At 53.9% G+C, this 22,277-nt stretch carries 17 protein-coding genes; 10 read left to right on the top strand and 7 right to left on the bottom strand.

From position 1 onward, the window contains the following. Window positions 1–34: 34 nt before the first annotated feature. Entirely contained in the window at window positions 35–1,180 is a 1,146-nt protein-coding gene (locus AC2TCY_RS20355; protein WP_480850259.1) for an aromatic ring-hydroxylating oxygenase subunit alpha, read from the bottom strand. Window positions 1,181–1,441: 261 nt separating this feature from the next. Here AC2TCY_RS20355 and AC2TCY_RS20350 point away from each other — a divergent pair, with 261 nt between their 5' ends. The 4 genes from AC2TCY_RS20350 to AC2TCY_RS20335 all read left to right on the top strand — a co-directional run bounded on the left by AC2TCY_RS20350 (window position 1,442) and on the right by AC2TCY_RS20335 (window position 6,350). Then, window positions 1,442–2,470 carry a type 2 periplasmic-binding domain-containing protein gene (locus tag AC2TCY_RS20350; RefSeq protein WP_480850257.1) on the top strand — a complete coding sequence of 343 codons (1,029 nt, stop codon included), beginning with the start codon at window positions 1,442–1,444 and terminating at the stop codon, window positions 2,468–2,470. Window positions 2,471–2,479: 9 nt separating this feature from the next. Beyond that, the gene (locus AC2TCY_RS20345) at window positions 2,480–4,522 is read left to right on the top strand and encodes an adenylate/guanylate cyclase domain-containing protein (protein WP_480850255.1); all 2,043 of its coding nucleotides are present in this window, start codon (window positions 2,480–2,482) and stop codon (window positions 4,520–4,522) included. A gap of 3 nt (window positions 4,523–4,525) precedes the next feature. After that, window positions 4,526–4,651: a hypothetical protein gene (locus tag AC2TCY_RS20340; protein WP_480850254.1), complete on the top strand. Its 126-nt coding sequence runs from the start codon at window positions 4,526–4,528 to the stop codon at window positions 4,649–4,651. 310 nt (window positions 4,652–4,961) lie between these two features. After that, complete coding sequence (locus tag AC2TCY_RS20335) at window positions 4,962–6,350, top strand: tyrosine phenol-lyase (protein ID WP_480850252.1); 1,389 nt, start codon at window positions 4,962–4,964, stop codon at window positions 6,348–6,350. A 113-nt stretch (window positions 6,351–6,463) separates the two neighbouring features. Here the strand turns inward: AC2TCY_RS20335 and AC2TCY_RS20330 are convergent, their stop codons facing one another. The 3 genes from AC2TCY_RS20330 to AC2TCY_RS20320 form a co-directional block, all read right to left on the bottom strand. Next, window positions 6,464–7,651 (bottom strand): cytochrome P450, encoded by a 1,188-nt coding sequence (locus tag AC2TCY_RS20330; RefSeq protein ID WP_480850250.1) that lies wholly within the window; start codon window positions 7,649–7,651, stop codon window positions 6,464–6,466. 236 nt (window positions 7,652–7,887) lie between these two features. Next, window positions 7,888–9,354, bottom strand: a complete 1,467-nt coding sequence (locus AC2TCY_RS20325; protein WP_480850248.1) for a SpoIIE family protein phosphatase — start codon at window positions 9,352–9,354, stop codon at window positions 7,888–7,890. A gap of 25 nt (window positions 9,355–9,379) precedes the next feature. Beyond that, window positions 9,380–9,757 carry a hypothetical protein gene (locus tag AC2TCY_RS20320; protein WP_480850246.1) on the bottom strand — a complete coding sequence of 126 codons (378 nt, stop codon included), beginning with the start codon at window positions 9,755–9,757 and terminating at the stop codon, window positions 9,380–9,382. 120 nt (window positions 9,758–9,877) lie between these two features. Here AC2TCY_RS20320 and AC2TCY_RS20315 point away from each other — a divergent pair, with 120 nt between their 5' ends. Genes AC2TCY_RS20315 through AC2TCY_RS20305 form a run of 3 tightly spaced genes read left to right on the top strand, consistent with a single transcriptional unit; the run spans window position 9,878 to window position 11,887 of the window. Then, a complete protein-coding gene (locus AC2TCY_RS20315; RefSeq protein ID WP_480850244.1) occupies window positions 9,878–10,432 on the top strand; it encodes a SiaB family protein kinase in 555 nt (184 codons plus the stop codon). 10 nt (window positions 10,433–10,442) lie between these two features. Further along, a complete protein-coding gene (locus tag AC2TCY_RS20310; RefSeq protein ID WP_480850242.1) occupies window positions 10,443–10,832 on the top strand; it encodes a DUF1987 domain-containing protein in 390 nt (129 codons plus the stop codon). Beyond that, complete coding sequence (locus AC2TCY_RS20305) at window positions 10,829–11,887, top strand: adenylate/guanylate cyclase domain-containing protein (RefSeq protein ID WP_480850240.1); 1,059 nt, start codon at window positions 10,829–10,831, stop codon at window positions 11,885–11,887. Before AC2TCY_RS20310 ends, AC2TCY_RS20305 begins: the two co-directional genes overlap by 4 nt. Before the next feature lie 101 nt (window positions 11,888–11,988). Here the strand turns inward: AC2TCY_RS20305 and AC2TCY_RS20300 are convergent, their stop codons facing one another. Further along, window positions 11,989–14,022 carry an oxidoreductase gene (locus AC2TCY_RS20300; protein ID WP_480850238.1) on the bottom strand — a complete coding sequence of 678 codons (2,034 nt, stop codon included), beginning with the start codon at window positions 14,020–14,022 and terminating at the stop codon, window positions 11,989–11,991. A gap of 557 nt (window positions 14,023–14,579) precedes the next feature. On the opposite strand from AC2TCY_RS20300, the gene AC2TCY_RS20295 reads away from it, so the two are divergent. The 3 genes from AC2TCY_RS20295 (at window position 14,580) to AC2TCY_RS20285 (ending at window position 19,232) form a co-directional block, all read left to right on the top strand. Beyond that, entirely contained in the window at window positions 14,580–16,088 is a 1,509-nt protein-coding gene (locus tag AC2TCY_RS20295) for an FMN-binding glutamate synthase family protein (RefSeq protein ID WP_480850236.1), read from the top strand. An 88-nt stretch (window positions 16,089–16,176) separates the two neighbouring features. Beyond that, window positions 16,177–17,850 carry an acetolactate synthase large subunit gene (locus AC2TCY_RS20290; RefSeq protein WP_480850234.1) on the top strand — a complete coding sequence of 558 codons (1,674 nt, stop codon included), beginning with the start codon at window positions 16,177–16,179 and terminating at the stop codon, window positions 17,848–17,850. Beyond that, complete coding sequence (locus AC2TCY_RS20285; RefSeq protein ID WP_480850232.1) at window positions 17,847–19,232, top strand: aldehyde dehydrogenase family protein; 1,386 nt, start codon at window positions 17,847–17,849, stop codon at window positions 19,230–19,232. Before AC2TCY_RS20290 ends, AC2TCY_RS20285 begins: the two co-directional genes overlap by 4 nt. Window positions 19,233–19,501: 269 nt before the next feature. Here AC2TCY_RS20285 and AC2TCY_RS20280 read toward each other — a convergent pair whose 3' ends face one another. Continuing rightward, window positions 19,502–21,268 carry an OmpA family protein gene (locus AC2TCY_RS20280; RefSeq protein WP_480850230.1) on the bottom strand — a complete coding sequence of 589 codons (1,767 nt, stop codon included), beginning with the start codon at window positions 21,266–21,268 and terminating at the stop codon, window positions 19,502–19,504. A gap of 93 nt (window positions 21,269–21,361) precedes the next feature. Beyond that, window positions 21,362–22,252 carry a type IV pili methyl-accepting chemotaxis transducer N-terminal domain-containing protein gene (locus AC2TCY_RS20275; RefSeq protein WP_480850228.1) on the bottom strand — a complete coding sequence of 297 codons (891 nt, stop codon included), beginning with the start codon at window positions 22,250–22,252 and terminating at the stop codon, window positions 21,362–21,364. Between the last annotated feature and the right edge of the window lie 25 nt (window positions 22,253–22,277).

Raw genomic sequence — 22,277 nt, 5'->3', positions numbered from 1 at the left:
GTTTCCCTTGATTTCGGTCTTTGTATCGGCCTGATCACAGATCACGGTCTGATCCCAGCATCCGGCCCATATATCCCAGAAAGTCCCAGATGGTGCCTTCCAAATCATCAGGCGCCAGCGGGCCGTGTGGGAAATAGCGAGTGTTCTGAGCGATCTGCAGGGTTTCCAGCTTTTCCTTGTCCTCTGCGTTGAAAGACTTGCAAAGATTTACATAGCTGACGACTTCCGGGTCATTCGGGTCGGTTTTAAACCCTGCAATTCCCCAGCGAATGGCCACTTTTTCTGCACCATTGGGACGCAGGCACAGATACAATGTGTAGTTGGCTGCCACGGCCACCACGAAGCTGGGAAATACATTGAACAGGACCGTGTTGCGCTGTTCATCCTCTGTCATATCTTCGTGGAACGGGCCACGCGGAGGGAAGTCTGGATCGTAATAGGATCTGTAGGCCGTCCAGCGTGCTTCGCCCGGAACCTTGCGGCACAGCTGTGTTGGCGTCATCGGCTGCAGGGTCTTGGAGTGGGTCGCGAAGAGGTGGTAACCCTCCATGAAGTTCTCGGTCAAATTTTTCCAGTTGGTGTTCCAAACACCTTCGTCGGTGAATAGCAGGTTACGTTGTTCATTATGGTAGTTGTGTAAAATGCCGTCCAAAACCTCCATCTGAGGCGCCAGTGGTTCGGCAGTGCTGTCCAGATTGACAAAAATGAAGTTGCTCCAGATTTCGGACTTCATCCGGGGCAGGCGGCAGCCTTTCACTTCAAAGTTCTTGGCGTTCTTCATTAAAGGAGCAGTCTTGAGCTGGCCTTCGGTGTTGTAGGTCCAGGCGTGATATTGACAGACAAAAGATCGGCGGTGCCCTTTGGGGCTGGTCTCCACCAGATTGCCGCGATGGCGGCAAACATTGGACAGCACATGTACGTCGCCATCCTGCCCGCGTGAAACCAACAGCTGCTCGCCGACAATTTCGGTAGTGAAGAAATCACCAGGCTCGGGGATTTCTTCAACATGCCCAAGGCAAATCCATTCCCGACGGAAAATGTGCTCTTTCTCAAGCTCCAGAAAATCGGAGGAGGTGTAGAAACTGGGCGGCATTGTTCGCGCCTGTTCCTGATCCAGCTGTTTCAGTTCGGTCAGTTCCTTGCGTAGTTCATCGGCTGACATAGCTCTGGTCGCGGGCATGTGATTCCCCTTGAAAAATCAAACTGTGATCACAGATGAAGTACTAGATTTACAGGCAATCGCCAAGAGAAAAGTCCAGTTCAAGGTCGCGATAGCATGCAAACTCAGGCGGAAATCCTGATGGATCCGTTCGGATCGTCTGTGTCGCAAAGCCGTGTAACGCGCGAAGGGCCACTCGAAACTGCACTTGGTCAGCAATTTCCACTTTATTCGTAAAATCCCTGGATCGTGATAGAATGAGGATCAACGAGGGAGGTGCCGATGCGTTCTCTTATCGTCTCGATAACCGCTGCAGTTCTTATTGTGTCTTTGAGTGTTGGTGTCGCCCGACCAGACGAAAGCGTTCTGAGCGCAGTCCGGGAGCGCGGTTTTGTCAAGTGCTCTATTGGAAACCGGCTGGTCGGTGATACGCGAATTGGCTCGGAAGGGTATGAAGGGTTCTTCCCTGAGTTTTGCAGGATTGTTGCGTTGGCGGTCTTAGGTGACCGAAACGCGGTTCAGATGTCGCCAGCCCTCATTCGCGCGGGGTTGGAAAGCATCTCTGAGGGTGAAGTCGACCTTTATGTTTCAAACGTCACCTGGACGTTTTCCCGCGACATAGCCCTCGGCCTGACCCCTGCAGCTGTACTTTACTACGACGGCCAAGGGTTCATGTCTCATAGGGGAACTATCAAAGGTTCGCTTCGCGACTTGGGTGGCGCATCCGTTTGCGTATCACGCGCCACGACAACCATCGGCAATCTGGAAGATTATGTAGCTCAACACGGGCTCGACTGGACAATACAGGCTTTCGAGTCATCACAGGGACGAAACGATGCGTTCTTTGCCCGCCGATGCGATCTGTTGACGACAGATCGGTTTGCTCTGGCAACGATGCGGAGCTCGGCTTTTGACGATCCCGCGAATTATGTGTTGCATGACGAGATTATTTCTAAGGAGCCGCTTGTGGCGTACGTGTCTTCGCGTGACATGATGTGGGCAAATATCGTGCGGTGGGCGATTTTTGTGACAATTCTAGCCGAAGAGAAAGGCATTGCCCGGTCAAACATCGAGGTACACCTGGAAAGCTCCGATCCCGAAATCCGCCGCTTGCTGGGGCTTGATGACGTGGAAGGAACGGCGGTCGCCGGTTTGGACCGGAATTGGGCAAGAAACGTGATCGCAGGCGCCGGAAACTACAGCGAAATATTCGACCGGTATCTTGGTCCGGGCAGTTTGATGAATATTGATCGTGGGCTGAACCGGCTTTGGCGAGATGGCGGTTTGATGATCAGCCCGCCATTCCGGTAGGCCGATACCGTGCCCGATCAATTGGCAAATCACGGCAATGTTTGGCAACGCATATCGACGCTGCTGTTTACTGTATTGGCGATGATCGGCGTACTGCTCGGGCTGGGGTTGCTCCTGATAACGCTTCGGTTATTCGAGATCCACAGGGAGCTTGATGTGCTCCGCACTCAATCGCTCCCGAGCTTGATCCGGCTGTCGCAGCTATCTCAGGAAGCCTCTGCCACGAGTTCCATAGCGCCAGCCTTGAGCCACGCCGCGACCCGCTCGGAATTAGACACACTGATCGCGCGCATCCACGACAAGCAGGCTTCGCTGTTGGCCCTCCTCGACGAATTGGAGGGATTAAGTGGTGGTCAGGAACGCGTTGCGCCGCTCCGGTTAAGTGCTGCCACCTTGAATGAAAATCTTGAACATCTGATGGATGCCGTGGATGAGCAAATCGACCTTCGTCGCACGATTGAGACCCATATCAAAGTTTTTGCGCGGCATCTGAATGACTTGCATTCCGCAGAACCCGGTGATGACCCTGTGGCCATAGACTTGGCAACACGTGCGGCATTGCAGATTGACGGTTTGTTGCAGGACACAAACCGCGCACGGCTTCCGCGTAACCGGCAGACTACGGATGAAAGTGTTGAGGCGCTGACCCGCCACCTCACCGAGACAAGAAGAGTGCCAACGGAACGCGCATCAGGTCTTGGACCGGACAACTTGATCGAAAGCTGGAACGCAAATCGAACGGAGATTCTGGAAGCCAAATCGTCACAACTGTCAAATGCCTTCCAGATCAAGGCGCTGATCGAGGAGAACTCGTTGATTGCAAACAGACTGCTTAGCAGTGCAAGCAACGCGTTTTGGCGGGCCAGCTCCGAACTCGAATCCCAGGTGCAATTGGTCAATGAAGCGACACGGTTCACATTGCTTATCACCTCCGCACTTTTCCTTGTTCTGATCGCAGGGGCTGCCCTGGTTTCCCGGGTGCTCAGACAGCGGGTGTTCCTGCGTCTTGATAAGCTGAGAATGGCATTGAAACGCTATGCGGAGGACCGGCAACATGGATTTTCCGATGTCCGTCCAGACGAAATCGGCGAGATTTCAGGCGCAATGTCGCGCTATATGGGTTTAATTGATCAACGTGAAGCCGAATTGGCTGAAAAAACAGCGGCCTTGGAGGGGTTGGCCAACCAGTTGTCCAAGTATCTCTCGCCTCAGGTTTACAAGTCGATTTTTACCGGTCGGCAAGAAGTCAAGTTGGCCAGCTCACGCAAGAAACTCACCATATTCTTTTCCGACATCGTGGGTTTCACGGAAACCGCTGACAGGCTCGAGTCCGAAGAATTGACGCAACTTCTTAACCACTACCTCACGGAAATGTCCCAGATCGCGTTCGCGCACGGGGCCACGATCGACAAGTACGTGGGTGATGCCATTCTTGTGTTTTTCGGCGATCCAGAAACACGGGGCGTGAAAGAGGATGCTCTCTCCTGTGTTCGGATGGCCATGGAGATGCGGCACCGGATGAAAGAGCTTCAGGACCAGTGGCACAGGTCCGGAATCGAAAAACCGCTCCAGGTCAGGATGGGTATTCACACGGGGTACTGTACGGTGGGCAATTTCGGTAGCGAAGACAGGTTGGACTACACGATCATCGGGGGTGCCGTGAACATTGCATCGCGATTGGAAGCGACGGCCGCACCGGGCGAAATCCTGATGTCCTATGAAACTTTCGCGATTGTCCGGGATCAGATTGAATGCTCAGAATACGGAGATATAGACGTTAAGGGGATCGCCTATCCAGTTGCTGCCTACAGCGTCGCTGACCCGCAGAAAAGGACAGGTCAGACTACGCAAAGCCTGCACGAGCATCTGCCTCACTTCAGAATGGACGTTGACGTGTCAGCGATGTCGGAAGAAGACCGCTCGGCGGCGGCTGCAAGCCTCAGGAGGGCTCTTTCGCTTCTGGAATGTGGCACAGCGCCAAAACCATCTCGGTCGGTCAGAGCCCCCGGCGCCACAGACGAGTCCAGCGGTGGATCACCGCCGGATAGCTGAGGTATGACCAAGGCCAGAAAAATGCAATTCATCACAGGTATGGAGGCAGAGGGGTACAACCCGCCTGTCGACGTGCGTGTCACCCTTGAGTATTGGCTAAATCTGGCCTTGGACACTTGCGGCTTATGAGGAGATCAGATCGTACCGGCAAACTTAGGGAAACTTCCGCGAAAATGCCCAAACCAATGTGAAAAGTTGAATGGCTCTTGGGATGCCAATCGAATGGTTGGAACATTGGCCAGCGAAAGCCGGGTTTTAACATATCAGCTTCACTTCGTGGTTGAGTATCCCGCCATTAGCCAATAGTGTTCGACACGGCCACTCTGGCCAGAGCGCGAGTTCTGGCAAGGAGGGATGAAATGCCACGGGCAATCCGTGGCGCACCCTCAAGGCTCCACGCGAAAACCCACTTACGTGTCGTTTGAACAAGGAGCCAACTATGACTTTGCAAAACCGAAGCTGGGCCGAACCATACAAGATCAAGATGGTCGAACCGCTGAAGATGACCACTGAAGCCGAGCGGAAGGCCGCGATCGCTGAGGCCGGTTACAACACATTTCTGCTGAAATCCGAGGATGTTTACATCGACCTTTTGACCGATTCTGGCTGCGGCGCAATGTCCGACCGGCAGTGGTCTGGGATGATGGCGGGCGATGAGGCCTATGCTGGCAGTGCCAATTTCTATCGTATGCGAGATGCGGTTGAGAAACACTATTCCTATAAGCACACCGTCCCGACCCACCAGGGGCGTGGCGCCGAAAACATTTTGTCGCAAATCCTGATTTCAGATGGCGACTTCGTGCCCGGAAACATGTATTTCACGACCACCCGCCTGCACCAGGAATTGGCAGGAGCCACCTTTGTCGATGTCATCGTCGACGAAGCACACGACCCTGCTTCGACCCACCCGTTCAAGGGCAATGTCGACCTGACCAAGCTCGAAGCTCTTGTGGGTGAGGTCGGCGCAGACAAGATCCCCTATATCTGCGTCGCGACTTGCGTGAATATGGCTGGTGGACAGCCAATCTCGATGGCTAATCTGCGTGAACTGCGCGCGTGGTGCGACAAAAACGATGTGAAGCTTGTCCATGATATGACGCGGGTCGCCGAGAATGCCTACTTCATCAAGCGCCGCGAGGACGGGTATGGCGACAAATCCATTCGCGAAATCGTATTCGAGCTCTGCGCACTGACAGATGCGGCCACGATGTCTTCCAAAAAAGATGCACTGGTCAATATCGGCGGGTTCCTAGCGATGAATGATCCGGAGCTGTACGAAAAGGCGTGTAACCTTGTTGTGGTCTATGAGGGGCTGCATACGTATGGCGGCATGGCCGGAAGAGACATGGAAGCTCTGGCCATCGGCATAGAAGAAAGCGTGCAGGATGACCACATCAACGCCCGTGTCGGACAGGTCGAATATCTTGGTAACAAACTCAAAGCCATGGGCGTGCCGATCGTGAACCCGATCGGCGGACACGCGATTTTCCTCGATGCGCGCGCGATCCTGCCCCATATTCCGCAGGATCAGTTTCCCGCGCAGGCATTGGCTGCGGCACTTTATGTTGACGCAGGCGTACGGGTTATGGAACGGGGTGTTGTCTCGGCCGGGCGCAACAAGGACACCGGCGAAAACTTCATGCCGAAACTGGAACTTGTGCGCCTGACCCTTCCGCGTCGCGTCTACACCCAGGCGCATATGGACGTGGTTGCCGAAAGCGTTGAACGGGTCATGGAAAAGGCAAATGAAATCCGCGGGCTCAAGTTCACGTATGAGCCGGAATATCTGCGCTTTTTCCGAGCACATTTTGCCCCTGTCGAAGGGTAATCAGAATGGGTGTCGTTTGTGGGAGCCGCTTTGCGGTTCCCACGGTCCCCGAACATAAATGGCACCGAATTCTCTGACCCTAGTCGCTATTGGGGATTGTTTGGTCACCTCAGTCAATGGCGTGTGACTTCCGCCTTGAGATTCTTGAAGCCGCGAAACCGGACGCGACCGCCTTGCACGCGATTTGTCAGCGTGAATGACCTGACTCGCTCGAGAAAACGCCCCAATGCAATTTGCCCTTCCATGCGTGCCAGGGTGAGACCAACGCAAATATGCGGCCCACCGGCAAAAGCGAGATGACGGTTTGGCTTGCGCGCAATATCGAAACGGTTCGGAGCTGGAAACACTGTCGGGTCACGGTTTGCCGCACCAATACAAAGGTGCAGATTGGTGCCACTCGGAATGGTAATGCCGTCTATCGCAAAATCCTGCGCTGCTTCCCGATTGCCAAACTGGTTTGGCGAGGCGAAACGCAAAACCTCTTCGACACATGTGTCGATAAGGTCCGGATTGTTGCGCAATTCCCGTTGCGCATCCGGGTGGTCATGCAGCAGTGCCAAGCCATTCCCGATCAGATTGGTCGTGGTCTCATGGCCTGCATTAAGTATGAAAATGCAATTCTGGATGAGTTCGGTCTCGGTCAGTTGCCCGTTATCGTCGCCGATAATAAGACGGGTCAGAACGTCTGTGTCGGGATCACCAGGCGCCTGACGCCGACGTGAGATAAGGTCCTTTAGATATACCTTGAACTCGGAAACGGCCCGTTCACCGGCGGCAAGCTGTTCCTCGCTTAAAACCGGTTCCAACGCACCTAAAATTGCCAGGGACCAACCCCGTAGGGGTTCGCGTTCATCCATTGGGACGTCCAGTAAATTACCAATTATCTGAATTGGAATTAGCGAAGCGAAATCCTCGATCAGGTCGGGGTTATCGTTCAACGCATCGAGCAGTTGATCAACGGTCTCGATCAGGCCAGGTTTTAGGCGCGAAATTGCGCGCGGCGCGAGTGCTGATGACATGATGCGACGTACCCTCGTGTGAAGCGGAGGATCGTTGAAAACCAAGGATGTCGTGTGGTGCTCATACAGCAAACTATGCTCGCCGAATTTCGGCGCGAAAGCTGCCTTCTTGTCAGAGGTAAAGAGTTTTGTATCCTTGTATACCCGCTCCAGATCTGCATGGCGCGACAAGATAACCGACCCGTCTGGTTGCGTGCAAACTGGCGCAGTCTCAAGTAATGCATCGTAAAATGGAAATGGATCTTCGAGAAACTCTTCGGGTAGGTCTTGCAAATCAATCATAGCTTAAAGTTGTTGGGCAACCAGGCGATGTCAACAAGCAGACCACGGGTTCTTAGAAGAAACGTTCTGTGTGCCGATATTCGCCCATGCAAAAGGAAGACACGTCTGGGGCGGGCGCTGGCACCATCGTTCTCAACGAATCTCCGGCGCGTTTGAACGGATTTGGAGCACCTGAATTGGGTACGTGGTCCGGTAGTAAAGCCCAGCGTTGGGTGGTCAAGTGTCTGCGTGGCAGCTCAATCACTATTGCCTGCTGGGCGCAGCGCAATCACCGTCAGGTCGTCCAGTCGCTCTTCATCCTTAGTGTAGTCTTGAAATGCCCTGTCTATGGCCCGCAAAAGCTCTTCCGAGGTTGACCAGTCACCCTTTTGGATTATCGCCATTACGCGTTGAAAACCAAATGCCAGACGTTTTTCCCCGCCTAGCTGGTCGATGAGACCGTCGGTAGAGATAACCAAAGTCGTGGCTTCTTCAAACTGGATCTCGTGTTCAGAAAACTCAGGTGAACTCGGAGTATCCACATATCCAATACTCATTTTGTCGCCTCGAATCCGTTCAACGCCCGCATCTGACTTGACCAACAAGGACATGTGAGCGCCAGAAAAGATAGCTGTCCTTGTCCGTGCATCAATCTGGCAAATTGCTGCGTCCATGCCGTCGTTAGATGTCGCGTCGGAATTGACCTGATTTAGGAGTGTACGTGTCAAGTCGCTCAGCTTCGAAAGAGCCGATGAGGGGCTAAGAATTTCGTTTTCAAAGTAAAGCCGTTCGAGGGTGGCAATTGCCAACATGGTCATGAACCCTCCGGGGACTCCGTGGCCTGTACAGTCAATTACCGCGAGTGTTGAAACTGGACCTGCCGCTCTGAGCCAATAGATGTCTCCACCGACCAAGTCGCGAGGTTCCCACTTGACGGCGAAATCGGCGAAGGCGTCCTGGCATTGATTTGCAGTCGGCAATAAGCCCTGCTGAATTCGCGTGGCATAGTTTACACTTTCGACGATATGGTGATGCGCTTCTCGGATTGCAGTGACGCGCTCGACCTCCCGATCAAGCATTGAGTTATAGCTTTGAACAACCTTGCCGATCTCATCTTCCGATTGGTAGGTCACTCGCTGCGGGTCGTCGTACAGTTCGAACTTTTCAATGGCGTTTAGCATTTGACTGAGGGGTCTGTTGATCAGCCATAAGAATGCGGCGGCACCGGCTAGGATCAGTGCAAACCCTCCGAGAATCCCAAGAAGAACCACAACGCCTACTTCTGTTCGCAGCTCTCTCTTGAGGACTTCTTGGTCAATTCGCGCCAACATGGTGGTTGGTCCCGCTTCCGTCGGAACGGAAACCAAAATATCCAAACCTGGTTTTTTTATCTTGGCGCACCCTATAGCGGGCCAGGACACCAGAGTTTTCGAACCTTGCTCTAGTTTTTGTTCAGCGCAAACCACGTAGGGAAACCCCGAATACACCGCCAACAAACTTGTGGCTTGCGGGAGGTTCCCTGCTTCAACCAATTCAGCCAGCGGGCGCGCAATGCGATTGGCGATCGTGGCCATTTCGGCCGCAATTTGATCTGTCTGCGCCTGCCTTTTGAACTCGTAATAGAAAAAGAGCACAACCGCATTCAACACACCCCCAATCAAGAGGGTCGCCAGAATATGTTTTAAAAATATTCGGCGGTTAAGAGAGGTCCAAACCTCTCGCACCATTCGCCCCAGTACAGACAGGCGCCTAGTTCCCGATATTCTTCATTGCAGCCTGAAGAGCATCACGATTGTTGACTATCATCTGCACGACCTTGTAATCCCCGGCAATTTCACGCACGAGGAAGTCCGCTGTCACGGTATCTCCGTTGTCCGTAATCATTTCGGAACAAACAAAGAAATCACTTCCCGCAGGAATTACCATGGGATGAACATTTGCTGGGTAGACGGTCTCAATCTCGTTGGTGGTTGTATCCAGATACGTATAGGCACCATCAACCATCACGCCATCAACATGTGCAATCATAGCAGATTGAAGTTTTGCCTTCACCTCAGTCGGAATGTCGGCAGCGACTACCGGGCTGGAAATCAACACCCCGGCGAGCATGCAAAAAAGCCTGGTCATCCTCACCTCCCCACTAAAAACACTGCACAATTGATACACTAAAAATGCATAAATGTGTATCTTGTGATATGAAGGTCCTGATCGAACTTGGTTCGTTCCGGGAATGATCAAGGGAAACAGATGCTTGCAAACGAAGTCTACGAGCTGCGCGCTGGCCTGCGTAAACAAGGCGTCGTTTTTGCCTATAGCGGGTATGTAACTGAAGGCATCCTCAGCGGTGTCGGTGACGCCTTGAAGCAAAAGTTGGTGTCTGAAGATGCCGACACCAAAACGCTTCGCAGTGTATTCGCTGTGTTTGTAGAGCAAATGCAGAACATCATTAGATATTCAGTTGAAAAATTGCCTGTCGATGGGGAGACCGAAGTGTTGGACATACGCTACGGCATCCTGACGATTGGGAACGAAGCTGAAAACTACGTCGTTCACGCTGGAAATTTGATCCTTTTGAGTGACGTAGACAACATGAGAAGCCGGTTGTCAGCACTACGCGACATGAATCGCGAAGAACTCAAGGCTGCATACAAGGACCAGCTTCGATCCGAGAGTGACAGCGTCGCTAACGGTGCCGGCATCGGGTTAATCGAGATTGCGCGCAGAGCGTCAAAACCAATTGAGTTCGACTTTATGCGGGTTGACGACCAGCACGCATTTTTCGCGCTCAAAGCCACAGTCTAAGAGGGGATTGATGCAAAATATTGAGATCTCCGCAACCAACCGGACACCCAGCGTCGCGTTTGATTTCGGTACTGGTCACCTCAGGCTGATTGGAGAATCCTACCCAGAGGATGTCACCACTTTCTACAATCCATTGTTCGATGCGCTGAGAGAGTGGCTGTCAGACAATTCAAAATCGTACTGTCGGTTTGATTTTGAACTTATTTATTTCAATTCCTCCAGTGCCAAAGCCATCATGATGATTTTGGAGCTGCTGGATTCTGCGGCAGAGACCGGGAGAAGCGTAGAGGTCTACTGGTTCCACGACCCTGAAGATGAAACAATGGAAGAGCTTGGCGAGGAGTTTGGAGAAGATCTGATGCATGCCAGGTTTGCTCTGAAAAAGTTGTCGGATCGATGACTATCGACGATCTTTTTACTCGAGAGAAAGAAGTTCTCGAGACGGTGGAAGCGACGCTGGACAGCGGAAAGTTTCCAAACGACAAAACGCGCAAGTCGATACAAAACCTTGCAAAAGAATACAGAAAGCTGCTCAGAACAACTCGGCGAATGATTCGATTGAGTGATCGAAACGAGCGGGAACTTAGTGCTCTGGCCGAAAAACAGCGCGCCGCCGCTGAAGAAGTTATTCTCAAGAATCAAGAGCTTGAAGCGTTGTCAGGGAAGCTCGCAAAGTACCTATCCCCGCAAGTCTATAAGTCTATCTTTTCCGGTCGTCAGGAAGTGAAACTTGCTAGCCAACGGAAAAAGTTAACAGTGTTTTTTTCCGATGTTTCCGGGTTCACAGAGCTCACTGATCAGTTGGAGTCTGAAGACTTAACTCAAATCTTGAACAGTTATCTGACTGAAATGGCTCAGGTTGCTCTGCGCCACGGTGCTACGATTGATAAGTTTATTGGAGACGCCATTCTGATCTTCTTCGGTGACCCCGAGACCAAAGGGGTGCGGGAAGATGCACTGACATGCGTGCAAATGGCAATTGCGATGCGGGACAAGTTGGAAGAGTTGCAGGCAGAGTGGAAACGCCAAGGCATACGCCAGCAATTGAAATGCCGGATTGGCATCAACACGGGCTACTGCACAGTCGGGAATTTCGGCAGCGAAGACCGGATGGACTACACGATAATTGGTGGGGCCGTGAACATTGCCTCAAGGCTGGAACACCAGGCTGAAGAAGGAGAGATTTTTATCTCTTACGAGACCTGGGCGCACGTGAACGATGCAATTGACACCCAAGAGGTTGGCGCCATTCAAGTCAAAGGCGTTACTCAACCCGTCATTACTTACCGCGTCTTGGGTCAAAAGGAGTCGAGAGCGCCCTTCGTTAAAGTGGAGTGTCAAAAGCCGAATTTTCAATTGGTTATTGATCCAAACTCGATGACGCCTGAGGAGCGCGCTGAGAGCACGGAAATTCTACAATCAGCGCTTGCATCACTCCGCAGCTTTGACGCCTAGTCGCGAAAGCCTTCCAACCAAATGGCGAAGGTCTGCTTTGGTGAACGCCGTCCAGCAGTACGTCTAGAATAGGTGGACGTTCGATTTTGCAACGAAGGTGACTAAAAATCCTTAGCATAACGGAGGCCATCGTAAATTGCGGCGTGGATGTTACGGCTGGCGACGGCATCACCGATCCGAAAAAGCATGAATTGGCCGTCCGGATCGGTATTTATCATTTGCGGACGCCCCTCGATCAGCGCGCGATGGTCCACAGCGCCTGAATTGCATGAGAGCGGCTTCAAATCGAAATAGAGTTGGTCCAGCGGGCGGGTTGCGCATTCGATGACAACTTGATCAACCTCGCGAACAGTTTTCCGATCCGCATAGTCCGAGCCCAGCGTCGCTAAAAGTCGGTTCCCCTTGCGCTTGATGGCTTCAAGTCGCGTGTTGACCGTAACCCTGACGCTATGCGTCGCCAAGGCACGCGCATACGGCGCGTGGTTCATGCCACTCACATCGACGCCAAACAAGCGTTCAGGCGTGACGACTTCCAGTGAGGTCCCAGTTTCGGCAAGGAATTCCGCGGTTTGCAAGCCTTGCTCCTGCCCGTGATCGTCAAACAACAGGACCTCAGACCCCGGAGCGATATCGCCTGACAAAATGTCCCAACTCGACACCGCCAGCCCGCCGCCCTCACAAATATCGGGGTCCGGTAGACCTCCGGTGGCGATGATGACGATATCTGGGTTTTTGGCCAGAATATCGTCGGCCTCGGCATAGACGTTGCAGCGAAGATCAACGCCCAGCCGCTCCAGCTCAGCCACCCGCCAGTCTGCGATTGCGATCATCTCCGCACGGCGCTTGGTCCGCGCAATCAATCTCAATTGTCCACCCGGTTGGTTTTGTGCCTCAAAGATCGTCACGTCGTGACCACGTTCGGCAGATGCACGAGCCGCTTCCAACCCGGCGGGCCCGGCACCCACTATGACAACACGTTTGCACTCAGAAGCTTTGGACAGGACATGCGGTAACGTCGCTTCGCGGCCTGTTGACGGGTTGTGAATGCAAAGTGCCTCGTGACCCTGATAAATGCGACCAAGACAATAAACCGCCCCGACGCAGGGTCTGATTTGGTCTTCCCGGCCATCGATCACCTTTTGCACCAGATGCGGGTCGGCGAGTTGCGGGCGCGTCAATCCGACCATGTCAAGCTGACCTGAAGCAACCGCATGTCGTGCGTTTGACACATCGTTGATCCGGGCGGCGTGAAAAACTGGCACACCTGTCTCGGCCTTAATGCGCGCAGCGGCCGCAAGATGAGGCATTGTCGGCATGCCCTGGATCGGAAGGTAATCGATCAGCTTATTATCCGTCTCGATCAAGCCCCGATTGACGTTGAGAAAATCTATTTTACCGGTAGCTGCAATCCGCCGTGCGATTTCAGAGCCTTCATCCGCGGTGAGGCGGCCAGCTTCGACCTCATCCGCCGTAAGCCGCATGCCAACGATGAATTCAGGACCAACACGGTCACGCACCGCATCAATTATCTCCATCGTCAACCGCAGGCGGTTCTCAAGCGAGCCGCCATAGCTATCCTGTCGGTCGTTCAGGGATTGTGACCAGAAGCTATCGACCAGATGTCCGGAGGCGTAAAGCTCGATTCCGTCGAGCCCTGCCTCTTTCATCCGTTCCGCTGCATCCGCGAACCGAGACACGACCCGCTCAAGGTCCCACTCCTCAGCGGGTTTGGGAAACGCCCGATGCGCTTGCTCCCGAACCCCAGAGGCGGAAATGACCGGGAGCCAGTGGGAATGGTCCCAGCCGGTGCGCCTGCCAAGATGTGTGAGTTGGATCATCACCTTGCAGTCGTGCTGATGGCAGTCATCGGCCAAGGCGCGCATCCAGGGCACGATCTCATCTCGCCAAGCTTGCAGGTTTCCAAAAGCAGCCGGGCTGTCTTCGGCTATCAAAGCCGACCCTGCAGTCATCGTCAGCGCGCAACCACCCCGAGCCTTCTCGCGGTGATAGAGCCGGTATCGATCCTTGGGCAGACCGTCTTCCGAATAGGCGGGCTCATGCCCGGTTGAAAAAATCCGGTTCTTCAAAGTCAAATGTTTCAACTGATAGGGTTGAAGAAGTGGATCGTCGGACATTGCAAACCCATTCCAGTTAGGACTGAACGCAGCGTACTTTTGAAACGCAATCAACCAATGCAAGAAAGTCGATTAGGCGTCAATTGTGGAGAGCCCAGGCCTTGTCCGCAGGCAAACTGATCTTCAGCAATTTTGAAGCTGCATGAGAAGGAACCCTACCGCACCTTTTCCGACATTGAATGCCGCGACGTTCATATCCCTCATGCAGTTCGGATATGACCGGACGGGTTGCAGCAGAGCATTACCGTTTGGCGTAGCCACGACCACTTCGTGCTCGTGATTTTTTGGTAATCCAGTACATACCAAATAGCTCAGCGAAACATTGCAGAATGGACTTGGAACCTGCGTTAAGCCGATCAGTTTTCCAACGGTCCTGCGTGGAGTTAAATGCTTGAGGTTGACTCGATCACCGGTCCACAGATCATCAAAAGTTGATAACGTCGTGAATGGAATATGCGCCTTTGGGACCCAATGTGACTTGAATTGTGATGGACAGGCTGGATCACACACCCGTCAATCCGCTCACAGCCAAGACGTAAGTCAGGAGCGAAAAATTGATGTCACAGCTATCGAATGCAATCCTGAAATTTTTGGAAATACTCTCCTATGCATTCATCTTTGCCATAGGTCTCGCGGTTCTATGGGTCGTTGTGATCTACTTCCGCGATAAGACCCAAACCGAAAGCACCCTACGGCGAAATTATCCGGTGGTTGCGCGGTTCCGCTATTTCTTTGAACATATCGGCGAGTTTTTTCGTCAATATTTCTTTGCGCAAGATCGCGAAGAGATGCCGTTCAATCGGGCTGAACGGTCTTGGGTTTACCGCGCGGCCAAAAATGTTGACTCGACCGTCGCTTTTGGTTCGACCCGCGATTTGCGCCCGACGGGGACAGTGTATTTCGTGAATTGCCCGTTCCCGACGTTGGAACAGGACGCCAAGGAACCTTCGGCCGTGACCATCGGTCCATTTGCGCAAAAACCTTATTCGACAGATTCGGTCTTTAACATCTCGGGCATGAGCTATGGCGCGATCTCGGTTCCGGCCGTGAGGGCGTTGTCAGCGGGGGCGAAAAAGGCCGGTATCTGGATCAACACCGGCGAAGGCGGTCTGTCACCTTATCATCTGGAAAGCGGCGCAGATATCGTCTTTCAGATCGGTACTGGCAAGTTTGGCGTGCGCAAACCCGAAGGCGGGTTTGATGAAGATAAGCTGCGCTCTGTTGCGGCCCATGACGCGGTAAAAATGTTTGAAATCAAGCTGAGTCAGGGGGCTAAACCGGGCAAGGGTGGGATTCTGCCCGGCGCTAAAGTGACTGAAGATATCGCCAAAATTCGCGGGCTGAAGGTCGGTCAGGACGCGATCAGCCCCAACCGCCACCCCGAGATCAACAGTGTAGGCGATCTTCTGGACATGATTGCCTATGTGCGTGACCTGACAGGTAAGCCGGTTGGCTTCAAGGCTGTGATAGGGGCTTATGGGTTCTTTGAAAGCTTGTGTCAGGAGATTTTGAAACGGGGTTTGGAAAGCGCCCCGGATTTTGTGACCATTGACAGTGCCGATGGCGGCACCGGTGCCGCGCCAATGAGCCTGATCGACAATATGGGTATGCCTTTACGGGAAAGCTTGCCGCTGACTGTGGATATGCTCAGGACATACGGCCTGAAAGACCGGATAAAGGTCTGTGCCAGCGGCAAGATGATTAACCCGTCCGAGGTGGCGTGGGCGTTTTGCGCAGGTGCAGACTTTGTGAACTCTGCTCGGGGGTTCATGTTCGCTCTTGGCTGCATTCAGGCCCTTCAATGCAATAAGAACACTTGCCCTACAGGCATCACCACTCACAATCCCAAACTGCAATTCGGGCTTGATCCGGTCAGCAAGGCAGAGCGTGTCGCAAGCTATGCCAAGAACATTAAGAAAGAAGTCGGTATTATCGCCCACAGTTGTGGCGTGGCCGAGCCGCGGCTGTTGAAACGGTATCACGCGCGTATCGTTCTGGATAACGGACGCTCGGTCTCCATGGATGAACTTTATCCAGACCCCCAACAAATGCAGGCCGCCGAATAGCCGATACCGTATACCTTAAGGTCGTGGCAGCCTGGGTTGCCGCCCGGATCGCCAATCGCTGTCGGTCCACAAAACATCAGGAGATCGCATGTCAGCTTCTACTCCCACTGTATCATCCCCCACCAAAGCCTCGGACCTACTGATTGAAGCACTTGAGGCTGAAGGCGTTGAATACATCTTTGCCGTACCAGGCGAGGAAAACCTCGATGTTTTGGAGTCGCTCAGAACGTCGAAGATCGAGCTGGTGCTGACCCGGCACGAACAGGGCGCGGCCTTCATGGCGGCCACCTATGGCCGACTGACTGGCAAGGCTGGTGTCTGTATGGCAACGCTTGGGCCAGGTGCCACGAATTTTGCCACCCCTGCGGCCTATGCACATCTGGGTGGCATGCCCCTGATCATGATCACCGGGCAAAAGCCGATCAAGAAATCCAAACAGGGCCAGTTTCAGATCATCGATGTGGTGGGCCTGTTTGCGCCGATCTGCAAGATGTCCAAACAGATCGTGCACGGCAATACCATCCCATCCCTGATCCGCGAGGCATTTCGCGTCGCGCAAGAGGAACGTCCCGGCGCGGTTCTATTGGAACTGCCCGAGGATATCGCAGCTGAAGACACCACGGAACCTGTGCTGGAACCGCATCCACGCCATTATGCGGTTGCCGGTGACACGGTACTGAATGAAGCCGCCGAAATGGTCCGCGCGGCAAAGATGCCGCTGCTGCTGCTGGGGGCAGGGGCCAATCGTAAACACACGCGTAGTGCGCTCAGCCAGTTTGTGAAGGACACGCAAATCCCGTTCTTCAATACGCAGATGGGCAAGGGCGTGGTGGATGAGCGCTCGGATCTGTTCCTTGGCACTGCTGCGCTGTCGGACGGGGATTATCTGCACTGTGCCATCGAACGGGCCGACCTAATCATCAATGTCGGCCATGATGTGGTCGAAAAACCACCCTTCTTCATGGAGGAAGGTGGTACAAAGGTGATCCATGTGAACTACAAGGCTGCACAGGTCGATCAGGTCTATTTCCCGCAGGTCGAGGTGGTCGGTGATCTGGCGCAATCCATTGCCCGGCTGGGTGAAAAATTGGGCGGCCCACTGAATTTCGATCGCAGTTATTTTGATCGCGTCAAACAGGAAACCGATCTGCACACCTCGGCAGGGGCTGATGATGCCCGGTTCCCGGTGATCCCGCAGCGCTTTGTGGCCGATACGCGGAAGGTCATGGGGGATTGCGATATCATCGCACTGGACAATGGCATCTACAAGATTTGGTATGCGCGCAATTATCAGGCCTATCAGCCCAATACCGTGCTGCTGGACAACGCATTGGCGACGATGGGGGCGGGGTTGCCGTCGGCGATGATGGCCGCCAAGCTTTACCCTGACCGCCGGGTCATGGCGATCTGTGGCGATGGCGGGTTCATGATGAACAGTCAAGAAATTGAAACCGCTGTACGTCTGGGCCTGAACCTAGTTGTTTTGGTGTTGAACGACAGCTCATATGGCATGATCCGCTGGAAGCAGTCGCATGCCGGCTTCGACGATTGGGGGCTGGAATTCAATAATCCCGATTTTGTGCAATACGCCAACAGCTATGGCGCATCTGGTCACCGGGTCGAAAGTGCCGAAGATCTGGTGCCAACCTTTGAGGCAGCATTTGCTGCAGGTGGCGTGCATCTGGTCGATCTGCCTGTCGATTACAGCGAAAATCAGCGCGTTCTGATCGATGAGCTGGCTGCAAAGGTCTGCCTGATATGAGCGGCGTTCTTGAGGTCGTGAACCCCTTTGATCTGGCAAAGGTGGGCAGCGTGGAACTCTGCGGATGGGACGATATCGATGCGATGCTCGGCGCTGCCCATGCCCTGTATCGCAATCGCGACAGCTGGTTGCCTGCGTACAAAAGGATTGAAATCCTGAAAGAAACCGCCCGATTGATGTTGGGGCGGGCCGAGGAACTGGCCTTGTTGATTGCAAGCGAAGGCGGCAAGCCGCTAATTGATGCCCGCGTCGAGGTAAAGCGTGCAATCGATGGGGTCGAGCTGTGCGTACACGAAATTGGTCAGATGAGCGGCCGGGAAATCCCGATGGATTTGACCGAGGCGGGAACTGGACGCATCGCTTTTACCCAGCGCGAACCCATCGGCGTGGTGGTTGCGGCCAGTGCGTTCAACCACCCGCTGAACCTGATTGTTCATCAGGTTGCCCCGGCCGTCGCCACCAGCTGTCCGGTGATTGTGAAGCCGGCGCTGGATACGCCTTTGTCCTGCAAGGTTTTTGTCGACATTTTGCATCAGGCGGGCTTGCCGCAGGATTGGTGCCGCTTTGCCGTCTGTCAGAATGACGTGGCCGAGAAAATGATAACCGACGCTCGCGTTGGCTTTTTCTCGTTCATTGGATCGGCACGCGTTGGGTGGATGCTGCGATCAAAACTGGCACCAGGTGCACGCTGTGCGTTAGAGCATGGTGGAGCTGCCCCAGTAATTGTGGATGAAACGGCAGACATCGACGCCATGGTTCCGCTGCTGACCAAGGGTGGATTCTATCATGCTGGTCAAGTCTGCGTTTCGGTACAACGGGTTTATGCGCCCACTGTCAAGGCTGTTGAGATCGCACAGAAACTGGCGGGTGCTGCTGACGCGCTGAAGGTCGGTGATGCCCGCGACCCCAACGTCGAGTGCGGCCCCCTTATCCGCCCGGCCGAAGTCGATCGTATTGAAACCTGGGTTGATGAGGCCGTTCAGGCCGGGGCGACGGTGATGACGGGTGGCAAGCGTTTGGGGCAAACGACCTATGCTCCTACCGTTCTTTTGAACCCAACCGCGGACTCACGCGTCTCAATAGCAGAGATTTTCGGCCCAGTCGTCTGCGTCTACGGCTACGACAGCCTGGATAGTGCCTATGCGGCCGCAAACGGCCTGCCGTTCGCGTTTCAGGCCGCGGTTTTTACAAAAAATCTCGATACTGCCATGAAATCCATTCAGCGTTTGGATGCCACGGCGGTCATGGTAAACGATCATACTGCGTTCCGGGTGGATTGGATGCCTTTCGCCGGGCGCCGCCAATCCGGCTATAATACCGGAGGCATCAGGTACACCATGCATGATATGACTCAGGACAAGATGGCCGTGATCAAGCTATGAGCTGGTGGCCGGACTGATCCGCGTGACCTAACCTCTTCGGATGGCGCGATTTTGTTAGCCCGCTTTCAGATACCAAAATGCTGCTCAACCTGTTCAAAGGTGCAGTGAGGCTGCCAGCACATGAAGGAAACGGCCGGGCTTCGTTTGTCCAAATTGAGCGGCAAGAGCAATGCACATGGACGTTCGATACCCGCCCACAATCAGCTCACATCAAACTGTGACAGCCGAAGCGCTTTCTACATCGCCTAGGACGACGAGAACGTTCCTCGTTAGGTGTTCTCAGGTACCCGGACCCAGACTTCAACGCGGCGGTTGCTGGCGCGGCCCTCTTCCGTGTCATTGCAGTCAAGCGGCATCTGTTCACCGAAACTCAGCGACTGAATGTTGAACTGGCTCAGGCCATCGGCGGCAAACTCACTTGCAAGTACGCCCCGAACAGCCTCTGCTCGTTGTTGTGCAAGACGCGTATTCTGTCCTGCATCGCCTACGCTATCCGCAAATCCGACAAGCAGAAGTTCCAGCCCGTCAAATTCGCTGTTGCGCAGCCGGTTTGCCAGATCCCGGATATTCAGCACCGACTCCGCGTCCAAAGTGCTAGAGGCATTTTCAAAGCGGAAGGTGATCGAAAGACGGTCGGCACGACGCAACTCGCGCATCATTGACGAAAACTCCTCGCCGCTGAAGTCCGGTTCTACGGCAGCAGCATGGATCAGGGCTATGCCCATATCTTGGATTTTCATACGCTGAAGCCGGGCGCTGGCAAGCCCTGTATCTTCCAGCACGGGTTGTGCGGCATCTGTCTGAGTCCATTGCAAGAAATCTTCGGCAACCGGGTGCAGATCTTCATCTGCTGCATACGCAATGACTGGGCGCGACAGCGGATAGTTGTCGATTTTCATATCGAAATCGGAAGGTTCGGACATGAGACCACAGGCTTTTCGAATGGACATCATATCCGCCCCGCTACGCTGCACCTGCACGCGATCGAGTAGACCGAGCGCCGTGTGGTCTGCCCGGACTGAGTTGATCAGATCCTGCGCATTGGGGTGAAACACCGTATCCGCTGCCAAGGGACCATCGGGGTTGCTGGAGGTCTTCTGATAAAAGAGCGCCGGTGTATCCCCTTCCAGCAAATGCAACGTAACCGGCGAACTTCCTCCACCCAAGTTTTCCCAGGAGCGCAGATCACCGGACAGAATGCTGGCGATTTCCTCAATACTTAAGTCGCGAACAGGGTTTTTGTCGCCGGTAATCAGAACGCGGCTATCAAGTGCAAGCATAAACTCCCGCTCTGTACCCGCGGCTGTTTTGATCCGCTGGTCTGTAATCATGATATCCGGGGCGAAGACGGACTCGGTTGTGCTGGAAGGCTGCATGTCGATTTCGGCTACAACAGAACCATCTTCGCCGCTTAGAAGAGTGACGACGAAACGACCTTGGGGTTGTTCTTCAACCAAATACCGAAGCCCCCGCTCACGCGCATATGCGCTCAGCAGCGCCGGCATCATGGATTCAATGGCATTTGTTCCACCAAGAACAGCGACCCTTGGATCATAGAGATTCAGATCTGGGCAGGCTGTGCCAACGCAATCAACCCGGTCTGTGGAAAGCTGGAAGCTGCCGAGGGGCGTTTCAACGACGAAATAGCGGTCGCTATAGTCAACCAGCTCGCCCACAACCTCTGTATCGTCGCTCCGGGAAACGAGTGTGACCCGCGTGTCGACAACCTCTTTCTCTGGCTCCTCTTCCGCGATAGTCCCGTCAGCACCGGGGCAGCCCGCACCAGAACATGTTAGCATCGCCGCATAAAGTGTCAGCTTTCCCAGCTCTGTCTGCAGAACATAAGTAGCCCCGTCATATTCGAGTATTACTCCGCGGACACTTGTGCCACCGTCATGCGTGGTTAGTTCGACTTCTTTTGTCGTTTGCGCATTAGTTTCCAAGGCAAAAGCAGATGCGAACATGCAGGCGGTTACAAACAGGTGCCTGGAATTCTGTGCCAGGATTGATTTTGAAAGCCAGGAAGCATGAGACATCTGAATTTACTCCAATTTCGCCTGGTGTATTCGCTGAAGGACCGGAGAGCCGGGGGTTGGGCCGTGCCCACGGCAGCCTTCCGATGGATACCTTCAGCTCGAAGAGGATTGCGTTGTGTAAAGGGCGACCGCCTCATTCATGCGCTGAAGCAACGGTTCACTGTCGCGTGCAAGAACAGCCAGATCGCGATCTGACAGCACTTCTCCGTTCACGGCGCGGTCCAGCAGACCCTTCACCGGATTCCACAGCTCTTCGACTTCGCGAAGTTTGCGGGCGATTTCCTGTGTGGGCGGTGCAATGACGCCAATATCCGCAAATCCGTCCTGCAGCGCTGACAGAGAGGTATCAAAAAGTTCGACAGTATCGGCCAAACGCGCCGCCTGCTCAGACGGATCTTCTGCAGCCTGCATCAGACAGGCTTCTTTCACTGCTTTTTGGGTCAACATGCGCTGGCGCCCCGCGATATCAACGGTGATCGCCAGATTCAGAGAGACAGAAGCCGTTTCAGAAGCATAGGCACGCGCCATTTTATAGACAGCGATATTCATAAATTTCAGAACCCGCAGGCTTGCAGTATCGAGCGCATCCAGCTCGGCACTGGCGATAGTGGCGTTGTCAATACCGGTTTCTATGATCGGTTTATAAGCGGCCCAATGAGAATCAATCGCCCCGAGCGCCTTGGTGACTGTGTCATTGTTCTCGGCGTCCAGACCCAGATCCGGGTCCCCGTTTCGCAGTCCATTGTCGGATTGCAGAAACAGATCATAGGCTTGGGTCATTTGGTCAAATGACGTCGTGAACCCGACATCCCGCGCCATCAGGCAAGCGGCTTTGGTAATGCGCTGGGTCAGCATTCGCTGACGCCCGGCGATATTTACCCGATGTGTTACCTGATCAACATTTTCACTGTCCTGTGCAGTCAGGGTCTGGGGTGCAATTGTTGCGCAGACCAAGAGCGATGCGGTCAGAACCATTCTGATCATTTTGGTATCCTTATATACTGAGACG

The organism is Ruegeria sp. HKCCD7181 (assembly GCF_057221055.1).
This window is presented reverse-complemented; position numbering and strand designations above follow the sequence as displayed.